The sequence below is a fragment of the Rhodococcus sp. NPDC059234 genome (assembly GCF_042754225.1).
Lineage (GTDB): Bacteria > Actinomycetota > Actinomycetes > Mycobacteriales > Mycobacteriaceae > Rhodococcus_G.
On sequence record NZ_JBHZAH010000007.1, the window covers coordinates 1 to 17,948 of the forward strand.

The following is a 17,948-nucleotide window of genomic DNA, read 5'->3' on the forward strand; positions in this document are numbered from 1 at the left end:
GCAGCGCAGTGCGCTGCCGGCGTCGTCGTTGTTTCGGCTCAGCCGTTTCGGCTCACCCGATCGCGCTGCCGTGCACAGTCAGCGGCATGATCTCGATCTTCATGTAGGGGAACAGCGGCAGGTTCCACAGGATCTCGTGCAGCTCGTCGGCGGACTCGACGTCGAAGATACTGATGTTGCTGTACTGCCCGACGATTCGCCAGATGTGCCGCCACTTGCCGCGCCGCTGCAGATCCTGGGAGTACGCCTTCTCGGTCGCGATGGTCTCGTCCCGAACGGTCGGGTCGAGGTCACGCGGAATGTCGACGTCCATGCGGACGTGGAAGAGTGCCATTGCCTCGAGTTCCTTCTGTCAGTTCCGGGTCCAGGTCTTCACGGCGTCCATGTTGAGCTCGACGCCGAGTCCCGGCCCCTCGGGCAGGTGAAGCTGCCCGTCGGCGTAGTGCAACGGCTCCTGCAACAGTTCCTCGCTGAACAGCAGTGGCCCGAAAAGTTCGGAACCGTAGTTGATTCCGGGTTCCGCACACGCGAAGTGCAGCGAGGCCGCGGTGCCGATCGGACCCTCGATCGACGTCGCCCCGTGGCAGGCGATGCCGGCCGCCTTGGCGATCGCCACGACCTCCCGGCTGCGGCGGAGTCCGCCGCACTTGGTGGTCTTGAGGGCGATGACGTCGGCGGCCCCGCGCCGGGCGACCTCGAGCGCGTCGTGCGGGGTTCGCACGCTCTCGTCGGCCATGACGGGGATCGGCAGCAGCCGGTTGAGCTCGGCGAGTACCTCGAGCTGCTCACCGGGAGTGGGCTGCTCGATCAGTTCGACCCCGCCGTCGGCGAGCCGGGGCAGGTACCGCAGCGCTGTGAGCCGGTCCCACCGCGCATTGATGTCGACGCGGACGCCCGCCTTGCCCTGCAGCGCCTGTGCGATCTCGACAATCCGCCGGGTGTCGGTCTCGGGATCGAGCGCCCCCATCTTCAGCTTGAAGCTGAAGTTCATTCGGGCATCGAGCTTCCCCGCCGCCTCCTCGATGATCTCCTCGGCCGGCGCTGCACCGAGCGCCCAGGTGACGTCGATGCTGCGGCGGAAGGCTCCGCCGAGCAGCGTGTGCACGGGTACCCCCAGGTTTCGGGCCCAGGCATCGTGCAACGCCACGTCGACGGCGGCCTTCGCGAACCGCGCATCGGCGACTACCCGTTCGAGGTCGAGCATGATGCCGGTGACATCGTCGACCTTGCGTCCCAAAAGGACCGGGGCGAGGTAGCGCTCGACGATCGCCTGCATCGTCTCCACCGATTCGCCGCCCCACCACGGACCGCCCGGGACCACGCCCTCCCCGTATCCGACGACGCCGGACTCGGTGCGGACCGCAACGAGCAGCAGCGGCTGCGCGTCCATCGAGGTGGTGGCGAACTTGTGCGGGCGTACCAGCGGAACGTCGAGGATCGTCGTATCGACGGAGACGATCGTCAGGTCAGTCATCGAGTTACTTTCTCGGGGAACGGGTTTACTGAGCGGCCGGATCGAGGACGAAGTCGTAGGTGACGTGGTTGACTCCGTCGGCACCGGGCTTCGGGTCGAGCATCAGTTCCGGCTTGGTGGCCGTCGCGACGTCGTTGTCCGTCCACTCGCCGCCGGTGAAGTACAGCTGGGTGGTGATGGTCCGCTTGCCCGGCGCCTTGACCATCAGATGCAGGTGCGCGGGCCGCCACGGGTGCCAGCCGGCCTTCTCGATGAACCATCCGGTGGGACCGTCGGTCGGAATCTGGTACGGCGCAGGCGCAATCGTGGTGATCTCGAACCGGCCCTCGGAGTCGACCTCGACGGTTCCACGGAGGTTGCCGTCCGGGATGTGCGGAGCGAAGTGCGAGTAGTAGCCCTGGTCGTCGGCGTGCCACAGCTCCACGGTCGCGCCGGCGAGGCCGGTGCCGTCGAGGCCCCTGACCTGGCCCTCGAAGACGAGCCGGGTGCCGACCTCGTCGGCCCGCATCGGCAACGTGCACTTCGCGGGCAGCGTCGCCGTGTCGGCGACGTAGTAGGGGCCTTCGATGCTGCCCTTGGTGCCGCTCTGGCCCCGGTAGGCGACCTCCTCGACGTTGTGCTCGACGAAGACGTCCAGCCACAACGGCCACTCGCCGTACTGCCCCACGTCGATGAGCCACTGCTTGAGCACGCGGTACTCGGCGTAGGTGATGCCGTGCTTGTCGACGATCTCGGCGAAGGCACCGAGCACGTCCTTGGCGATCGCCGAGAGCCGCTCCGGCGTCGTGTCGGCGCTGACCCGCTCCTTGCTGAACTTCTCGGTGGCTGCGTTGCCCGATCCGGCGGCGGTGGGGCTCGCGGTCGTTGTCATGGGTCCTCCTCGAGGCGGCGATGGCCGACGGTTTCTCAGTGCGCCTGGCGCGGGCTGCGCGCGGGACGCCGTAAACAATGTGTACGCTGTGCGTACTACACTTACGCTGTGCGTACGCTGATACTGTGCGCCCAGTCACAGGCTTTGTCAACCAGCGCCGTGACGCGCACCGAAATACGCAGGCGGAGGACACTTGTGACGGAAAACGATCGCGACTACATCCAGAGCATCGAGCGCGGCTTCGCGGTGCTGCTCGCCTTCGACGCGAACCAGCCCAATCCGACGCTCGCCGAACTGGCGACCGCGACCGACCTGTCCCGGCCCGCCGTCCGACGCATTCTGCTGACCCTGCAGAAGCTCGGCTACGTGAGCGGCCACGACGGGCGCTGGTCGCTGACCCCACGTGTGCTGAGCATCGGCCAGCACTACTCGGCATCGAACGCCCTGATCGACGCCGCGCTACCGCGACTGGTGGAGATCTCCGAGGCCACCCACGAGTCCGCTTCGCTGGGCGTCCTCGACGGGACCGACGTCGTGTACGCGGCCCGCGTCCCGGTGCGGCGGATCATGAGCATCAACGTCTCCGTCGGTACCCGGATCCCCGCGTACGCCACGTCGATGGGGCGGGCGTTGCTCGCGTGGGCGCCGGCCGCAACCGTCGACTGGGTGATCGAGAACTCGTCGTTCGAACGGCTCACCGCGGGCACCGTCACCACCGAACGGGGGCTCCGGGCATGCCTCGAGGCGGTCCGCCGTGAGGGATTCGCGCTCACCGCCGAGGAACTCGAGCAGGGCCTGATATCCCTGGCCGCACCCGTCCGGGACGCCACCGGCGAGGTCGTGGGCGTCGCCGCGTGCTCCACTTCCGCGGGCAGGTCCACACCGGAGCGCTTCCGCACAGACGTCGCTCCCCTGCTGGTGGAGAAGGCGAACGCGCTCAGCGCCGATCTCGGATTCCGCCCCTGAGCGAGTGACCCCCGACGGACCTCCCTCGCCTCCCGCCGACATCCGTCGGACTCGCTGTAGCTCTGTGTCCTCACAACCGGAAACGCCGTCCTGGCCTGTTGCGGGAGAAGGCCGCAGGCGGTGTGACGAGCGGCGATGCCGGGTCCGGACCGGCTGACGGGTCGACCGACCGTCAGACCGGTTCCCCGGCAAGCAGTCTCGTGATCGGAGCCATGTCGAAGTAGTCCCGCCAGGCGACGATCTTGCCGTCCTCGATCTCGAAGACGCCCATGACCGGGAGTTCGACGTGCTTGTCGCCGAGGTCGAAGCGGTCGGTGCGCTCGTTGAGGACGACGCCCCCGTTCGCCGACTGATGGTGGACGGTGAACTCGATCCCGCCGAACGCGGCGACGAAGCCGTGCAGGAAGTCGGCGATGGCCGCGCGTCCGACCAGCGGTTCCATCGGGATGTTGTGGTAGACGGCGTCGTCGCTGAAGTAGGCGGCGATGGTGGCCGGATCGCCCGTCTTCCACTCGGCGCAGAACGCGGTGACGAGCTCGCTGGGACTCTCGAAGTCGGTCATCGAATCTTCCTTTCCGTCAGGTGATCTGGGGCACCCACCGGCCAGTGGAACTTGTGTCGGACGGAGACGGTTCACGGTCGAAAGTTCGAAGTCAAGGGCCTCGGGACAAGTGAGAACGGCATTGCCTGCCTCGCCGTACCCCTGTCTCATCGAGCTCTCACGGCTCGACGCTCTTGCCAGTTGAGGAAGCATCCATCGGGTGAACTCGTTGTAGGTGATTCACACGTCTTGTCTCAGGGTGAGATGTTCACATCCGAAGATTCTCTGCGCCCGACGCGACCGCGCTCGGCGACCGGCCGTCCCACGACCCGTGCAGCTGCCACAATCGACCCGTGACCGCACCGAAGGACGTCGCACCGGACCGTCGTACCGCAGTCCTGCGGACGCCCCGCTTCTGGCTGGCCCCGATTGTCGTCGTCGCCCTGCTGATGTCGCTGCTTGCCGCCCTGTACATGGGCGGCATCCTCGACCCCAAGAAACACCTCCACGACTTCCCGATCGCGATCGTCAACCAGGACGAGGGCGACACCGTCACGACCGCCGAGGGCGACAAGCCGGAGAACTTCGGCAACCAGATCACCGACGCGTTGGTCGCGAACGTGCCCGCCGACAAGGTCGACCTGCAGCAGATCGGGATCGGGCAGGCGCGGTCGAAGCTCGACAGCGGTGAGCTGTACGGCGCGATCGTCATCCCCAGCGACTTCACCAAGCGACTGCTGATCCTGGCGAAGGCCAGCGTCGTCCCCGGCGACGTCGAGAAGCCGGTGATCACCGTGTTCACCAACCCACGGGCGGGCACCTTCGGCGTCGGCCTCGTCACCGCGATCACCGGCCCCGCGCTCGCGACGGTCGACACGAAGGTCGGAGAGCAGCTCACCGCACAGGTCGACGCCCAACTGGGCGGCAACACGCAGGTGTCGGGCGCGGCGCGGCTCAGCCTGGCCGCACCGATCAACGTGCTGACCACGCCGCACAACCCGCTGCCCGACGGCACCGGCAACGGGCTGTCCGCGTTCTACTACGCGCTACTGCTGCTGCTCGCCGGTTTCACAGGCGGCATGATCGTGCACTCACTGATCGACGGCATGCTCGGCTTCGCCCCGACGGAGTTCGGCCCGCGGTACGTGCACAACCCGGCCGTCGAGATCTCCCGATTCCGGACGCTGCTGGTCAAATGGGCCGTGATGCTCGTCCTGGCACCTCTCGTGTCCGGGCTCTACCTGGCCATCAGCACGGCCATCGGGATGCCCGCACCGCACGCCCTGGCGTTGTGGATGTACGGGGCCTTCGCGATCTCCGCCGTCGGCATCACGGCACTGGCCGTGCTGGCCGCGTTCGGCACCGCCGGGCTGCTGGTCAACCTGGTCCTGTTCGTGATCCTGGGCCTGCCGTCGTCCGGCGCCACCATCCCGATCGAGGCGACGCCGACCGTCTACGCCTGGCTTGCCAACTTCGAGCCGATGCACCAGGTGTTCCTCGGCGTGCGGGCGCTGCTCTACCTGGGCGGCGGCGGGTCCGGCGACCTCGGACACGCGGTGCTGATGACCGCGGTGGGACTGCTGATCGGGCTGGTTCTCGGCGTCACCGTGACGACGCTCTACGACCGGAAGGGCTTCCACCGCGGAACCGTGCGACCCGAGACGGCCGCCGTCTGACCCCTCCGCGGTTTCGCACTCGCGGTAGCGACGGATAGACTGCGCAACGGTGTGCGCGTCCGGCACCGCGCCTTCGTAGCTCAGGGGATAGAGCAACCCTCTCCTAAAGGGTAGGTCGCAGGTTCGAATCCTGCCGAGGGCACCGTCACACTGCCGACCTCCGGTCGGGGTGCGCCAGCGAACTAGGATTCAGCGGTGACCGACTCCCTGCCGCCGTGCCCACAGTGTTCCTGCGAATACACCTACGAAATGGGTGCGCTGCTGGTCTGCCCCGAGTGCGCACACGAGTGGACTCCCGTTACCGAGGACGTCGCGTCGACGGGAGACGGGGTGATCAGGGACGCCGTCGGCAACGTCCTCGCGGACGGCGACACCGTCACCGTGGTCAAGAGCCTCAAGGTCAAGGGCAGTCCGACCGGGATCAAGGCCGGCACCAAGGTCCGCAACATCCGTCTGGTCAGCGGCGTGGGCGACCACGACATCGACTGCAAGGTCGACGGCATCGGCCCGATGCAGCTCAAGTCGAGCGTAGTCAAGAAGGCCTGACTCCCGGCTCGCGCCGTCGGTCAGGACTGGGCAGCGGCAGCGATGACGTCGGCCACCACCCCGGGCTGCGAGACCAGGGCCACGTGCGAGGCCTGGACCTCGCTGGTGTGGGCCCCGATCCGACCGGCCATGAACCGTTGCGCGGCAGGCGGAATCACGGTGTCGTTCGCGGAGACCAGGTACCAACTCGGCGTCCCCGACCACGAGACGGGCCCGGACGGCTCGAGATTCGCCCACACCGCGAGCGACTTCTGGTGCGCGAGCATCACCGCCGCCGTCGCGTCGCTGACATCGGGCGCGAAGACCTTGTGGAACGACGCGTCGGCGATGTACGCGTCGAGGTTCTTGCCGCCGATCGCGTGGGCATCGTCGACGATCTTCATCTGCAACGCCGGCGGCACCAGTTGACTGCCCGGGAACCGGATCGGGTCGAGCGCGAGCGCCACGGGCTCACCCTGCGCAGGCGCGAACGCCGCGACGTAGACCAGCGCCTTCACGTTCGGGTTGTGGGTGTTGGTGATGACCGCGCCGCCGTACGAGTGCCCGACGAGCACGACGGGCCCGGAGATTCCGGCGAGCGTCTTCTCGACGGCAGCGGCGTCGTAGGACGGACCGCGCAACGGATTGTCCGGCACCACCACCGGGTAGCCCCGCGCCCGCAGGTCGGCAGCGACGCCGTCCCAGCTCGTGGCGTCGGCGAACGCGCCGTGGACCAGCACGACCGTCGGCAACGGTTTCGCGACCGCCGGGCCGGCCGTCACCATCGCGGCAACGGTGGCAAGTGCCAGCACGACAACGGCGGCCCTGGCGAACCGGATGATTCTCATGACATGTCCCTTCGTCCCCCGAGGAACTTCCCGTCGTCACCGCGCCCGAGACGAGCGCCGACGGAAGGCACAGCACAGGCACAAGCCTAACCAGGTACGAACGGACGCGAGCGCGAATCGGCCCTGTACGGGAAATCGGCGCGCGGGAGGGCCGCCAACCTTGCCTGCCCTCCACCTTCTCGGCAGTATGTCCGAGTGCCTCGCATAGGTCGCAAACCCGTCGCCCTGCTGTCGCTGACCACCGCCGCGGTGCTCACGGCCGGGGGATGTTCCGCCACAGGCGGCGACGCGGATGCCGCACCGCCCCCGACCACGGCGCCCAGTGCCGTCAGCAAGGTGCCGCGATCAGCGGCCGTCGGCGACTGCGGGCCGGACAGCGACTCGACCGTCACGCCTGGCACCCTCACCATCGCCACCGACTCCCCCGCGTACGAGCCGTGGTTCGCCGGCAACGACCCCGCCAACGGCAAGGGATTCGAGGGCGCCGTCGCCATGGCGGTCTACCGGAAGCTGGGATACCGGTCCGACCAGGTGCGCTTCGTCCAGGTGCCGTGGGCGGACGCGATCAAACCCGGCACCAAGAGCTTCGACTTCGACATCAACCAGGTCACCATCGTCGACGAGCGCCGCGACGCCGTCGACTTCTCCTCGCCGTACTACGCGGTGGCCCAGTCGATCGTGGCGATGGCGGGCGCCCCCGCCGCGAGCGCCCGCAACCTCAACGACCTGACCACCTACCGTCTCGGCGCCGCCGCCAACTCGACCAGCCTCGCCGCGATCGCCGGGACCATCCGACCCGTCACCGCGCCGACGGCATTCGCGACGAACGACGAGGCCAAGGCCGCACTGGCCGCGGGCACCATCGACGCACTGGTCGTGGACATTCCGACCGGCTACCAGATCACCAAGGCCGACCTGCCGAACAGTGTTCTCGTCGGCCAGTTCCCACGCCCGAACACCGTCACCGAGTTCTTCGGCCTGGTGCTCGAGAAGAACAGCCCGCTGACCCGGTGCACGTCGGCCGCACTCGACGGGCTGTACACCGACGGCACCCTGGACGAGTTGTCCCAGACCTGGCTGATCGACTCGACCCGGGTACCGATCCTCGCGTAACCGCTCAGGCGTAGAGGCTGACGAACTTCTGCAGCGAACCCTCGATGTCGCCCTTGAGCGCCCGGGCGACGCCGGACCCGATCGGACCGAAGAGCGGCGCCCCGCCGAGTTCGACGTTCAGGCCCACCACGGAACCATCGCCCTTCGGGGCCACCGACAGGGTGAGCTTGACCTTGACCCCGCCCTTGCCGTCGCCCTTCAGGACCAGGCTGCGCGGCGGCTGGTAGTCGGTGATGACCCACTTGACGCGGTTCCGCATGCCCTTGACGGACACCACGGACTCCGCGATGGTCCCGGTGGACAGTCGCGTGGGGATCTCGCAGCGCCAGCCGTCGTGGATCGAGAGCCAGTTGTCGAATTCGTCCAGCGCGCTTGCCTTTTCCCAGGCCTCCTGGGGCGGAAGCGGGACAGCGATCGACACCTCGAGCTTTGCCATTGACGAATGGTAGCGAACCGCCGACGCAAGCGTCCCGCACCTGGGTCGGGGGCACCAGGTGCGGGACACGTTCTGCGGGCGAGGCGGATCTCGCTAGTGCGCCACGGCCTTCTCCACACCGACACCGGTCAGCGAGCGGACCTCCATCTCGGCCTGCTTGGCCGGGTCCTCGAGCTTCCGACGACCGACGTAGGTACCGACGATGCCGAGGACGAAGGCCAGCGGGATCGAGACGATGCCGGGGTTGGCCAGGGGGAACCAGGCGAAGTCGCTACCGGGGAACATCGACGACGGCTTGCCCGAGACCGCGGGCGAGAAGACGATGAGCACCAGGCAGCTGATCAAGCCGCCGTAGATGCTCCACAGCGCGCCGGTGGTGTTGAACCTCTTCCAGAACAGCGAGTACAGCAGGGTCGGCAGGTTCGCCGAGGCGGCGACCGCGAAGGCCAGCGCGACCAGGAACGCGATGTTCTGGCCCATCGCCAGGATCCCGAGCACGATGGCCACCACGCCGATCACCACCACCGTGATCCGCGAGACGCGCACCTGCTCCTCCTCGGAAGCCTTGCCGCGCTTGATGACACTGGCGTAGATGTCGTGGGCGAAGGAGGCCGACGCGGTGATCGCCAGGCCCGCGACGACCGCGAGGATGGTGGCAAATGCGACCGCCGAGATGACCGCGAGGAAGACGGTGCCGCCGAGCTCGAAGGCGAGCAGCGGCGCCGCGGAGTTCTCCTTGCCGGGGGCGGCCAGGATCTCGTCGGGGCCGACCATCTTCGCGGCACCGTAGCCGAGCACGAGGGTGAACAGGTAGAAGGCGCCGATCAGGCCGATCGCCCAGGTCACCGACCGACGGGCCTCCTTCGCGGTGGGCACGGTGTAGAACCGCATCAGCACGTGCGGCAGACCCGCGGTGCCGAGGACCAGAGCGATGCCGAGCGAGACGAAGTCGAGACGCGACATCGAGCTGATGCCGTACTTCGCGCCGGGCGCGAGCAGGTCGCGACCGGCGACCGCGTCGTTCGCCGAGCCGGCGACCGTCTGCTGGGCGTCGGCGAGCAACTGCGAGAAGTTGCCCTTGACGGCCAGCAGCACCAGCACGCACATCACCCCGGCGCCGAGCACCAGCAGCACCGCCTTGACCATCTGCACGTACGTGGTGCCCTTCATGCCGCCGATGAGCACGTAGACGATCATCAGCACGCCGACCACCGCGACGACAAGGGCCTGGCCGGCCTTGTCGTGGATGTCGAGCAGCAGCGCGACGAGTCCGCCGGCGCCGGCCATCTGGGCGAGCAGGTAGAACAACGAGACCACCAGGGTGGACAGGGCCGCGGCCATCCGGACCGGACGCTGCGAGAGCCGGAAGCTGAGCACGTCGGCCATGGTGAATCTGCCCGTGTTGCGTAGCAGTTCGGCCACCAACAGCAGCGCCACCAGCCAGGCGACGAGGAATCCGATCGAGTACAGGAACCCGTCGTAGCCGTAGACCGCAATGGCGCCGGCGATGCCGAGGAAGGACGCCGCCGACAGGTAGTCGCCCGCGATGGCGAAGCCGTTCTGCGGCCCCGAGAACTGGGCGCCGCCGGTGTAGAAGTCGGAGGCCTTCTTCGTGGTGCGGCTCGCCCGGATCACGATGCCCATCGTGATGACGACGAACGCGACGAAGATGGCGATGTTGAGGGCGGGGTTGCCGACATCGGTACCCGATGCCGCGAGGATCTCGGTCACTGCTGCGGTCCTTCCAGATCTTCGCGGATCGCCGAGGACCGCGGGTCCAGCTCGCGGTTCGCGAAACGCACGTACAGCCCGGTGATCACGAATGTGGTCACGAACTGACCGAGACCCAGGATCAGGCCCAGGTTGATGTTGCCGACCACCTTGGTGGCCATGAGGTCACTCGCGTAGACGGCGAGCAGCACGTAGAGGCCGTACCAGGCGAGGAAGAACGCCGTCATCGGGAAAACGAAGCGGCGCAACCTGCTTCGCAGTTCCTGAAACTGCGGGCTGGCCTGCATGTCGATGAAGGCCTGCTCATCCGGCGCAGGCCGTCCCGGTTTCAGGTCTGCTGTGGTCACTGCGGACTCCTCGGTCTCAGGTGGCGGCCAGTGATCCTGACCGTGCTCAGACCGTATTGAGACACCCGTCACAGCAACAGCCTGTGGCGGCGGTCACACGCCGAGAAGTCGATCTGCGCGCCGGACGGTCATCCGGGCACGACGAGCGGCTCCACCGCCCGTGCGCGATCGGTGCCCCTCCCGGGGTGAAGATCACGCACAGCGCGGCGAAGCCGCGACTTCACGGTTCGCGGTCGGCGCCGACGCCGAGCCGCTCGGGCACGTGCATGCGGGTGAAGATCCGGCCGACATCGGCGGGCACCGACGCACGGGTGAGCCGGCTGACGACGACCATCACGGCGAATGCGAGCGGCACGCTGACCGCGGCCGGATAGCCGAGCACCGCCGACGGCCAGTCTCCCCAGCCGCCGCCGGGGAACGCGCCCAGCGCGGTCGCGGTCGCCGCCGCGCCCGACAGCAAGCCGCCAGTGACCAGCCCCGCGGCCGCCCCGGCCGCGGTGAGCCCGCGCCACCAGATACCAAGCACCAGCAGCGGGCACAGCGTCGAGGCCGCCACCGCGAACACCATGCCGACGGTGCGGGACAGGTCAAGCGAGGCCGCGCCGAGTGCGAACAGCAGCGCCACGGCCCCGGCCGCCGCCGCCGCGAGCCGGAAGTCCCGGACCCGCCCGCGCAGCACGTCGGTGCTGAGCACGCCGGCGACGCTGACCAGCAGGCCCGACGAGGTGGCCAGGAATGCCGCGATCACGCCGGCCGCGACCAGACCGGCGAGCAGCTGCCCGCCGATCCCGGACAGCACCGAGCCGGGCAGCAGCAGCACCGCCGCGTCGGACGTGCCGGTGATGAGCAGTTGCGGCACCCACAGCCGGGCGAACACCCCGAGCAGCGTGGGAAACAGGTAGAACAGCCCGAGCAGCGCGATCACCACCAGCGAGGTGGCTCTGGCCGCGCGGCCGTCCGGGTTCGTGTAGAAGCGCACCAGCACATGCGGTAATCCCATGGTGCCCAGGAAGATCCCGATGATCAGCGAGTACACCTGGAACAGCGGGTGCGCGCCGCCGAAGCCCCAGCCCGGTTGCAGCCACTGCTCGCCGGTGGCCGGCGCGCCCGCGACCACCGGCACCGGCGCGCCGGGGTCGAGCACCAGAGCGGTGCCGGCGCCGAGCACGTGCTCGCCGGGGGCGAGGGCGGGGGCGCCGTGCACGGCGGCGCCGTCGAGGGTGCCCCGCAGCTCCACACCCAGCGGCTCGGACACCTGGACGACGACGTCCGTGGTGACGTCGACGGTGGTGCGCTCGCCGACGGTCGGCGGCGCCGGCGACCCGAGCTCGTGGTGGTCGCCGAGCAGGTGCAGCCCGAGCACCACCGCCGGCACCGCGACCGCGGTCAGCTTGAGCCAGTACTGGAAGCCCTGCACGAACGTGATCGAGCGCATCCCGCCGCCGACCACGTTCCCGATCACGATCGCCGCCACCACGACGGCGCCCACCCACGCCGGGGTGCCGAGCAGGATGCCGAGGGCCAGGCCCGCGCCCTGGAACTGCGGGACCATGTACAGCACGCAGATCACCGCCACCACCAGCATGGTGAGCCGGCGCAGCCGGGTCGATCCCAACCGGAACTCGGCGAAGTCCGGCACCGTGTACGCGCCCGAGCGGCGCAGCGGCGCGGCCACGAACAGCAGCAGACCCAGGTAGCCGGCGGTGAAGCCGACCGGGTACCACAGGGCGTCCGCCCCGTACTTGGCGATCAGCCCGGCCACGCCGAGAAACGAAGCCGCCGAGAGGTATTCACCGGAGATCGCGGCCGCGTTCCAGCGCGGCCCCACGCTGCGGGAGGCGACCAGGAAGTCGGAGGTGGTGCGCGCCAGTCGCACGCCGTAGGCGCCGATCGCGACGGTGGCGACCGCCGCGACGAGCAGTCCCGCCACGGTGATCCACGGAATGGGTTGTCCGGACACGGCGTTCGCTCCCCACTCAGTCCTCGGCCAGGTCGGCGAACTCCTGCTCGGTCCGCTCGGCGCGCCGGATGTACCAGCGCCCGACGGCCAGCAGCACCGGATACACCGCGACCCCGAGGACCAGCCACGGCAGCCGGATGCCGAGGACACTCACCTCGGCGAGGCCGGGGAACGCGACCAGCAGCAGGGGCACCGCACCGACGACGGTCGCCGCGACCAGCGCCAGCCGCAAGGCCAGGCCCAGCTGCGCGCGGATCAGCGCCCGCACCAGGGCCTCGCCCACCTCGGTCTGCTCCTGCACCTCCGTCCGGGTGCGCACCTGCCGGGCCCCCCGGCGTTGCGCGAGCACCACCCGCTCCCGCGGGCGCGGTGTCGCGGCGTCGGACCCGCTCATCGCGTGGTCCAGCTCTGCCGGGGCGCGCGCACCAGTCGGTCCTTGAGCTCGCGGGTGTGCCGCCGACTGACCGGCAGCTCCACCGCGGGGCCGTCGCCGACCGCCTTCAGACACACCACGGTGCCGGTGCCCACGCTGCGGATGCCGGTGACCAGCGGTAGCGACACCAGGTACGAGCGGTGCACCCGCAGGAATCCCGCCTCCTGCCAACGCGACTCGAGCGTGGAGATCGGGATCCGCACCAGGTGCGAGCCCGTGGCCGTGTGCAGCCGGGCGTAGTCGCCGTCCGCCTCCACCCACGCCACCGTGGACCGGGGCACCAGGGTGGTCACCCCCGCCAGTTCGACCGGGATCACCTCGTCGGCCTCGGTGTCGGCCGGCGCCGACGCGGACTCCCGACGGCGACGCAACAGGGCGATGCGGCGCACGGATTCGGTGAGCCGCTCCTCGCGCAGCGGCTTGAGCAGGTAGTCGACGGCGCCGAGGTCGAACGCCGCGACGGCGCGGTCGTCGTGGGCGGTGACGAACACGACCGCGGGCGGCTGCGCGAACGCGGCCAGCACGCCGGCCAGGTCGAGCCCGTCGAGCCCGGGCATGTTGATGTCGAGGAACACCGCGTCGATGGCTGCGGCGGCGCCGAGCCTGTCCTTGATGATCCGCAGCGCCGTGGTGGCGTCGGAGGCGGTGAGGATCTCCCCCACCGCGTCCTGCGCGCGCAGCAAATACGCCAGCTCGTCGAGAGCGGGCCGCTCATCGTCGACGGCCAGCACGGTCAGTGGGGCGTCCGGTGTCACAACGCACCTATCGTGCCACGCGCCCCGTATCCGGGACGCGATCGGAAATCCGCCCGCCTCACGCTCGGATGCCCGGCCGGAACTTGGGCACCCTCAGGCTCACCTTTGTGCCTGCGCCGGGCGCGGTCTCGACCACCAGCCCGTAGTCGTCGCCGAACGCGGCCCTCAGTCGATCGTCCACGTTGGCCAGGCCGACGTGCGCGGCCTCGCTCGAGCTGGGGCCGCCCGCGCCGGTGGCGACCGCGTCCAGGGACCCGGACCGCAGCAGCTCCGGATCCATGCCGACGCCGTCGTCCTCCACGCTGATGACGCAGTCGGTGCCCTCGTCGGCGGCGACGATGCTCACCGTGCCGCCCTCCGGCTTGCCCGAGAGTCCGTGCCGCACGGCGTTTTCCACCAGCGGTTGCAGCGAGAGGAAGGGCAGCACCACCCCGAGCACCTCGGGCGCCACCTGCAGCCGCACCTCGAGGGCGTTGCCGAAACGGGCCCGCTCGAGGGTGAGGTAGCGGTCGATGTTGCGCAGCTCGTCGGCCAGCACCGTGAACTCACCCGCCGAGCGGAACGAGTACCGGGTGAAGTCCGCGAACTCGAGGATCAGTTCCCGGGCCCGGTCCGGGTCGGTGCGCACGAACGAGGCCACCGTGTTCAGCGCGTTGTAGATGAAGTGCGGGCTGATCTGTGCCCGCAGCGCCCGCACCTCCGCGCGATCGAGCCGGGCGCGCGAGGCGTCGAGGTCGGCGAGTTCGATCTGGCCGGCCGCGTACCGGGCGACCTCGGTGACGGCGCCGAGCGTGCCCGGCCCGGGCTCACGAGTGGTCACCACCCCGAGCACTCCCACCACCCCGGCCCCCTCGACGAGCACCGGCTGCGCGATCAGCGCGCGGACCTCGGTGGTGCGCAGCTCGCCCGCGGTGACGAGCACCGGGCGCTGCCCGTCGACGGCACGCCGGGCGGCGCTGCGGAACTGCTCGCCCAGCGCCTCGTGCGGGCCGTGCCACGCCAGCAGGGCGCCGTCCGCGGACGCCAGCGCCACCGCATCGGCGCCGGTCAGCGTGCGCAGGTGCGGCGCGGCCTCCGCGGCGGAGTCGGCATCGAGCCCGCGGCGCAACTCCCGCGCCGCAAGCGAGGCCGTGTGCAGGGTCGCGTGCACCGCGCGCTCCTCCGGGGTGGTGAGCACGGGCCGCCGGATCCGCAGCCACGCCGCGGCGGCCCCGAGCGCGGCCACCACTACCACCAGGAGGGCGAGGACGGCGGCGCCGGTCACCGGCCGCCGCCCGCCTCGTCGAGGCGCGCGAGAAGGGTGCGCGGAGCCACCGTCCGGTAGGCGTCCTCGACGATGTCGGCGATCTCGTCCCAGTCTTGCGGCACGTCCAGGTACACCCCGATCCATCCCCGACCGCCCACGTACGGCGGCACGAAGAACCGCTCCGCGTCGCGCGCCACCCAATCCTGTTGCGCCCCGGCGGGAGCGGCCGCCCAGAATCCGACGCGGTCGTCGTGGTGGTGATCCGACAGCGTCACGAACTGCGGCGCCCGGCGCACGAACCAGGCCGGCTCGCCGTGGCTGACCCGCTCGGTGGCCTCGGGAAGGGCCAGGCACAGCGTCCGGAGGCGTTCCAGCGGGCGGGGCTCGGTCATGCCGCACACGCTAACAACGCGAAGCCTGGGGTGACGAGCGTCACGGCGAGATGTCGAAGGCCGGGAATTGATTGCAATGCAGTCACGTTAGTTGAGTCAGTATCACTCAACTTCCGCAGGAGGCTTCGGAATGCCAGCATTCTTCGGGCCCGAGGGTCCCGGCCGTATCGACATCAGCCGGCTCATGAGCCGATCCACCCAGGAGCTCGTGGGCGCTGCCGCACGTTTCGCGGCCGGTCGCGGCGACGCCGAGCTCGACGCGCTGCACGTTCTCCGCGTGATGGCCGAGCAGGATCCCATCCGGGGCCTGATGCAGCGCGCCGGCGCCGAGCCGTCGGCCGTTGCCGAGGCGGCCGAGTCGCGGCTGCCGGAGGGACGCGGTCCCATCGGCTTCGGCGCCTCCCCCGCGCTCAGCGGCGCGCTCAAGTCCGCGCTGCTCGAGGCCCACCAGCTCTCGCAGGCGCTCGGCGAGACGTACATCGACCCGGAGCACCTGTTCGTCGCGTTCGCGGCCGACAAGGAGCACGCGACCGGGCGGCTGCTCGCCCGGCAGGGCCTGACCGCCGAGTCGCTGCAGACCGCCGTCCGCGGCGGGACCGCCGCGCCGGCGCAGGCCTCCGACACCCCGACACTGGACCAGTACGGCATCGACCTCACCGAGCGCGCCCGCTCCGGCGGGATCGACCCGGTGATCGGCCGCGCGCTCGAGATCGAGCAGACCGTCGAGATCCTCTCGCGCCGAACCAAGAACAACCCTGTCCTCATCGGCGAGGCCGGTGTGGGCAAGACCGCGATCGTGGAGGGTCTGGCCCAGCGGATCGTCGACGGGGACGTCCCGGAGCGGCTGCTCGGCAAGCGGGTGGTGCAGCTCGAGATGTCGTCGATGGTCTCCGGCACCCGCTACCGCGGCGACTTCGAGGAGCGCCTGACCACGCTCGTCGACGAGATCACCGCGCACAAGGACCACCTCGTCGTGTTCATCGACGAGATCCACACCATCGCCGGCGCGGGAGCAGGCGCGGACGGTGCCATGGACGCCGGGAACATCCTCAAGCCCAAGCTTGCCCGCGGCGACCTGCACGTCGTCGGGGCGACCACCCTCGACGAGTACCGCAAGTACATCGAGAAGGACTCCGCCCTCGAACGCCGGTTCCAGCCGGTGACCGTGGACGAGCCCAGCCCCGCCGACGCCGTCACCATCCTGTCCGGACTCAAGGGCCGGTACGAGGAGCACCACGGCGTGCGCTACACCGACGAGGCGATCGTCGCGGCCGTCGAACTGTCGGCCCGGTACATCGGCGACCGGCAGCTGCCGGACAAGGCCATCGACCTGATCGACCAGGCCGGTGCCCGCCTGAGCCTGCGCGCGCCGCGCGTGGACACCGAGGCCCTGACGGCACAGCTCGGGCGGCTCGAGCAGGACAAGGAACGGGCCGTCGCGGACGAGGACTACGAGCGGGCGTCCACACTGCGCGACCAGATCGGCTCCGTGCAGCGGCGGATCGACGGCGCGGACGGCGGCGCGGCGGCGGACACACCCACCGTCACCGCCGAGCTGATCGCCGAGGTCGTCTCGCGGGCCACCGGCATCCCGGCGACCCAGATGACCCAGGAGGAGAAGGCCCGGCTGCGCACCCTCGAGGGGGATCTGCACCGGCGGGTGGTCGGCCAGGACGACGCGGTGCGCGCCATCGCCCGGGCCGTCCGGCGCTCCCGTGTCGGCATGGGCGACCCGGACCGTCCGGTGGGCAGCTTCCTGTTCCTCGGCCCGACCGGCGTCGGCAAGACGGAGCTCGCCAAGGCCCTCGCGGCCGCGCTGTTCGGCGACGAGAACAAGATGCTCCGGTTCGACATGAGCGAGTTCGGCGAGCGGCACACCGTGTCCCGACTGGTCGGCGCCCCGCCCGGGTACGTCGGCTACGACGAGGCCGGCCAGCTCACCGAGCAGGTACGGCGCAACCCGTACTCGGTGGTCCTGCTCGACGAGATCGAGAAGGCGCACCCGGACGTGTTCAACACGCTGCTACAGGTGCTCGACGACGGCCGGCTCACCGACGGTCACGGGCGCACAGTCGATTTCACGAACACAGTGCTGATCATGACCAGCAACCTCGGCTCGGACATCATCTCCAGCAAGGGCGGTGCGCTCGGCTTCACCACCGGTGACGCGGCGGCGGCCGAGAAGCCGTTGCGGGACCGGGTGATGGCCCGACTGCGCGAGTCGATGCGGCCCGAGTTCCTCAACCGCATCGACGAGATCGTGACGTTCCGCAAGCTGGACGCCGAGCAACTGCATCGGATCACCGATCTGCTGCTCGAGGACAGCCGAAAGCGTCTGGGCGCCAAGGGCATCGACATCACGTTCAGCGACGAGGCGGTCGACTGGATCGCCGAGCACGGCTACCAGCCGGAGTTCGGTGCGCGCCCGCTGCGCCGGGCCATCTCGAAGGTGGTCGACGACAAGATCGCCGACCTGCTGCTCGACGACCTGCTCGTCGAGGGCGGCACGGTCACGGTCGACGTGGCCGGCGGCGAACTCGACCTGCAGGCCGCGTAGGTCACGCTCCGAGGGCGGGGACACAGGACAGCACCTGCGGCCCCGCCCGTCGTGCGCCGGGAGCCCCGCCGTCCACC

18 protein-coding genes and 1 tRNA gene are annotated in these 17,948 nt (G+C 69.8%); 6 read left to right on the plus strand and 13 right to left on the minus strand.

The genetic code is table 11. The features are described from left to right. Window positions 1–52: 52 nt before the first annotated feature. From catC to catA, 3 genes are read right to left on the minus strand one after another with little or no spacing between them, the layout of a single operon-like run. Window positions 53–334 carry a muconolactone Delta-isomerase gene (catC, locus tag ACFXGJ_RS02720; RefSeq protein WP_378616223.1) on the minus strand — a complete coding sequence of 94 codons (282 nt, stop codon included), beginning with the start codon at window positions 332–334 and terminating at the stop codon, window positions 53–55. Between the two features lie 18 nt (window positions 335–352). Further along, window positions 353–1,474, minus strand: a complete 1,122-nt coding sequence (locus ACFXGJ_RS02725; protein ID WP_378616225.1) for a muconate/chloromuconate family cycloisomerase — start codon at window positions 1,472–1,474, stop codon at window positions 353–355. Between the two features lie 25 nt (window positions 1,475–1,499). Further along, a complete protein-coding gene (gene catA, locus ACFXGJ_RS02730) occupies window positions 1,500–2,345 on the minus strand; it encodes a catechol 1,2-dioxygenase (protein ID WP_378616227.1) in 846 nt (281 codons plus the stop codon). A gap of 195 nt (window positions 2,346–2,540) precedes the next feature. On the opposite strand from catA, the gene ACFXGJ_RS02735 reads away from it, so the two are divergent. Beyond that, entirely contained in the window at window positions 2,541–3,311 is a 771-nt protein-coding gene (locus ACFXGJ_RS02735) for an IclR family transcriptional regulator C-terminal domain-containing protein (protein ID WP_378616229.1), read from the plus strand. Between the two features lie 172 nt (window positions 3,312–3,483). Here ACFXGJ_RS02735 and ACFXGJ_RS02740 read toward each other — a convergent pair whose 3' ends face one another. Next, on the minus strand, window positions 3,484–3,873 hold the full coding sequence (locus ACFXGJ_RS02740) for a limonene-1,2-epoxide hydrolase family protein (RefSeq protein WP_378616231.1): 390 nt from the start codon (window positions 3,871–3,873) through the stop codon (window positions 3,484–3,486). 332 nt (window positions 3,874–4,205) lie between these two features. Between ACFXGJ_RS02740 and ACFXGJ_RS02745 the strand changes: the two genes are divergently transcribed. The 3 genes from ACFXGJ_RS02745 (at window position 4,206) to ACFXGJ_RS02755 (ending at window position 6,074) form a co-directional block, all read left to right on the plus strand. Beyond that, entirely contained in the window at window positions 4,206–5,528 is a 1,323-nt protein-coding gene (locus ACFXGJ_RS02745; RefSeq protein ID WP_378616233.1) for a YhgE/Pip domain-containing protein, read from the plus strand. 69 nt (window positions 5,529–5,597) lie between these two features. Then, window positions 5,598–5,670: transfer RNA gene (locus ACFXGJ_RS02750), tRNA-Arg, on the plus strand. Window positions 5,671–5,723: 53 nt separating this feature from the next. After that, window positions 5,724–6,074 carry a zinc ribbon domain-containing protein YjdM gene (locus ACFXGJ_RS02755; protein WP_378616235.1) on the plus strand — a complete coding sequence of 117 codons (351 nt, stop codon included), beginning with the start codon at window positions 5,724–5,726 and terminating at the stop codon, window positions 6,072–6,074. 20 nt (window positions 6,075–6,094) lie between these two features. Here the strand turns inward: ACFXGJ_RS02755 and ACFXGJ_RS02760 are convergent, their stop codons facing one another. After that, window positions 6,095–6,901 carry an alpha/beta fold hydrolase gene (locus ACFXGJ_RS02760; protein WP_378616237.1) on the minus strand — a complete coding sequence of 269 codons (807 nt, stop codon included), beginning with the start codon at window positions 6,899–6,901 and terminating at the stop codon, window positions 6,095–6,097. A gap of 195 nt (window positions 6,902–7,096) precedes the next feature. On the opposite strand from ACFXGJ_RS02760, the gene ACFXGJ_RS02765 reads away from it, so the two are divergent. Continuing rightward, a complete protein-coding gene (locus ACFXGJ_RS02765; protein WP_378616239.1) occupies window positions 7,097–8,014 on the plus strand; it encodes a transporter substrate-binding domain-containing protein in 918 nt (305 codons plus the stop codon). Window positions 8,015–8,018: 4 nt separating this feature from the next. On the opposite strand, the gene ACFXGJ_RS02770 is transcribed toward ACFXGJ_RS02765, so the two are convergent. The 8 genes from ACFXGJ_RS02770 to ACFXGJ_RS02805 all read right to left on the minus strand — a co-directional run bounded on the left by ACFXGJ_RS02770 (window position 8,019) and on the right by ACFXGJ_RS02805 (window position 15,314). Then, entirely contained in the window at window positions 8,019–8,450 is a 432-nt protein-coding gene (locus ACFXGJ_RS02770) for an SRPBCC family protein (protein WP_378616241.1), read from the minus strand. A 93-nt stretch (window positions 8,451–8,543) separates the two neighbouring features. Continuing rightward, the gene (locus ACFXGJ_RS02775; RefSeq protein WP_378616243.1) at window positions 8,544–10,181 is read right to left on the minus strand and encodes a cation acetate symporter; all 1,638 of its coding nucleotides are present in this window, start codon (window positions 10,179–10,181) and stop codon (window positions 8,544–8,546) included. Next, window positions 10,178–10,528, minus strand: a complete 351-nt coding sequence (locus tag ACFXGJ_RS02780) for a DUF485 domain-containing protein (protein WP_378616245.1) — start codon at window positions 10,526–10,528, stop codon at window positions 10,178–10,180. Before ACFXGJ_RS02780 ends, ACFXGJ_RS02775 begins: the two co-directional genes overlap by 4 nt. 220 nt (window positions 10,529–10,748) lie before the next feature. After that, window positions 10,749–12,488, minus strand: a complete 1,740-nt coding sequence (locus ACFXGJ_RS02785) for a cation acetate symporter (RefSeq protein WP_378616247.1) — start codon at window positions 12,486–12,488, stop codon at window positions 10,749–10,751. Window positions 12,489–12,504: 16 nt separating this feature from the next. Then, window positions 12,505–12,882, minus strand: coding sequence for a hypothetical protein (locus ACFXGJ_RS02790; protein WP_378616249.1), 378 nt, complete (start codon window positions 12,880–12,882; stop codon window positions 12,505–12,507). After that, complete coding sequence (locus ACFXGJ_RS02795; protein ID WP_378616251.1) at window positions 12,879–13,676, minus strand: LytR/AlgR family response regulator transcription factor; 798 nt, start codon at window positions 13,674–13,676, stop codon at window positions 12,879–12,881. Before ACFXGJ_RS02795 ends, ACFXGJ_RS02790 begins: the two co-directional genes overlap by 4 nt. Before the next feature lie 58 nt (window positions 13,677–13,734). After that, window positions 13,735–14,940, minus strand: coding sequence for a sensor histidine kinase (locus tag ACFXGJ_RS02800; RefSeq protein WP_378616253.1), 1,206 nt, complete (start codon window positions 14,938–14,940; stop codon window positions 13,735–13,737). Then, entirely contained in the window at window positions 14,937–15,314 is a 378-nt protein-coding gene (locus tag ACFXGJ_RS02805) for an MmcQ/YjbR family DNA-binding protein (RefSeq protein ID WP_378616255.1), read from the minus strand. Before ACFXGJ_RS02805 ends, ACFXGJ_RS02800 begins: the two co-directional genes overlap by 4 nt. Before the next feature lie 130 nt (window positions 15,315–15,444). On the opposite strand from ACFXGJ_RS02805, the gene ACFXGJ_RS02810 reads away from it, so the two are divergent. Beyond that, complete coding sequence (locus ACFXGJ_RS02810) at window positions 15,445–17,871, plus strand: ATP-dependent Clp protease ATP-binding subunit (protein ID WP_378616257.1); 2,427 nt, start codon at window positions 15,445–15,447, stop codon at window positions 17,869–17,871. The last annotated feature ends 77 nt before the right edge of the window (window positions 17,872–17,948 follow it).

Excerpts from the sequence above, each read along its gene's own strand:
- catC (WP_378616223.1), bottom strand. The coding sequence starts at position 334 with ATGGCACTCTTCCACGTCCGCATGGACGTCGACATTCCGCGTGACCTC.
- ACFXGJ_RS02725 (WP_378616225.1), bottom strand. The coding sequence starts at position 1,474 with ATGACTGACCTGACGATCGTCTCCGTCGATACGACGATCCTCGACGTT.
- catA (WP_378616227.1), bottom strand. The coding sequence starts at position 2,345 with ATGACAACGACCGCGAGCCCCACCGCCGCCGGATCGGGCAACGCAGCC.
- ACFXGJ_RS02740 (WP_378616231.1), bottom strand. The coding sequence starts at position 3,873 with ATGACCGACTTCGAGAGTCCCAGCGAGCTCGTCACCGCGTTCTGCGCC.
- ACFXGJ_RS02760 (WP_378616237.1), bottom strand. The coding sequence starts at position 6,901 with ATGAGAATCATCCGGTTCGCCAGGGCCGCCGTTGTCGTGCTGGCACTT.
- ACFXGJ_RS02770 (WP_378616241.1), bottom strand. The coding sequence starts at position 8,450 with ATGGCAAAGCTCGAGGTGTCGATCGCTGTCCCGCTTCCGCCCCAGGAG.
- ACFXGJ_RS02790 (WP_378616249.1), bottom strand. The coding sequence starts at position 12,882 with ATGAGCGGGTCCGACGCCGCGACACCGCGCCCGCGGGAGCGGGTGGTG.
- ACFXGJ_RS02805 (WP_378616255.1), bottom strand. The coding sequence starts at position 15,314 with ATGACCGAGCCCCGCCCGCTGGAACGCCTCCGGACGCTGTGCCTGGCC.
- ACFXGJ_RS02810 (WP_378616257.1), top strand. The coding sequence starts at position 15,445 with ATGCCAGCATTCTTCGGGCCCGAGGGTCCCGGCCGTATCGACATCAGC.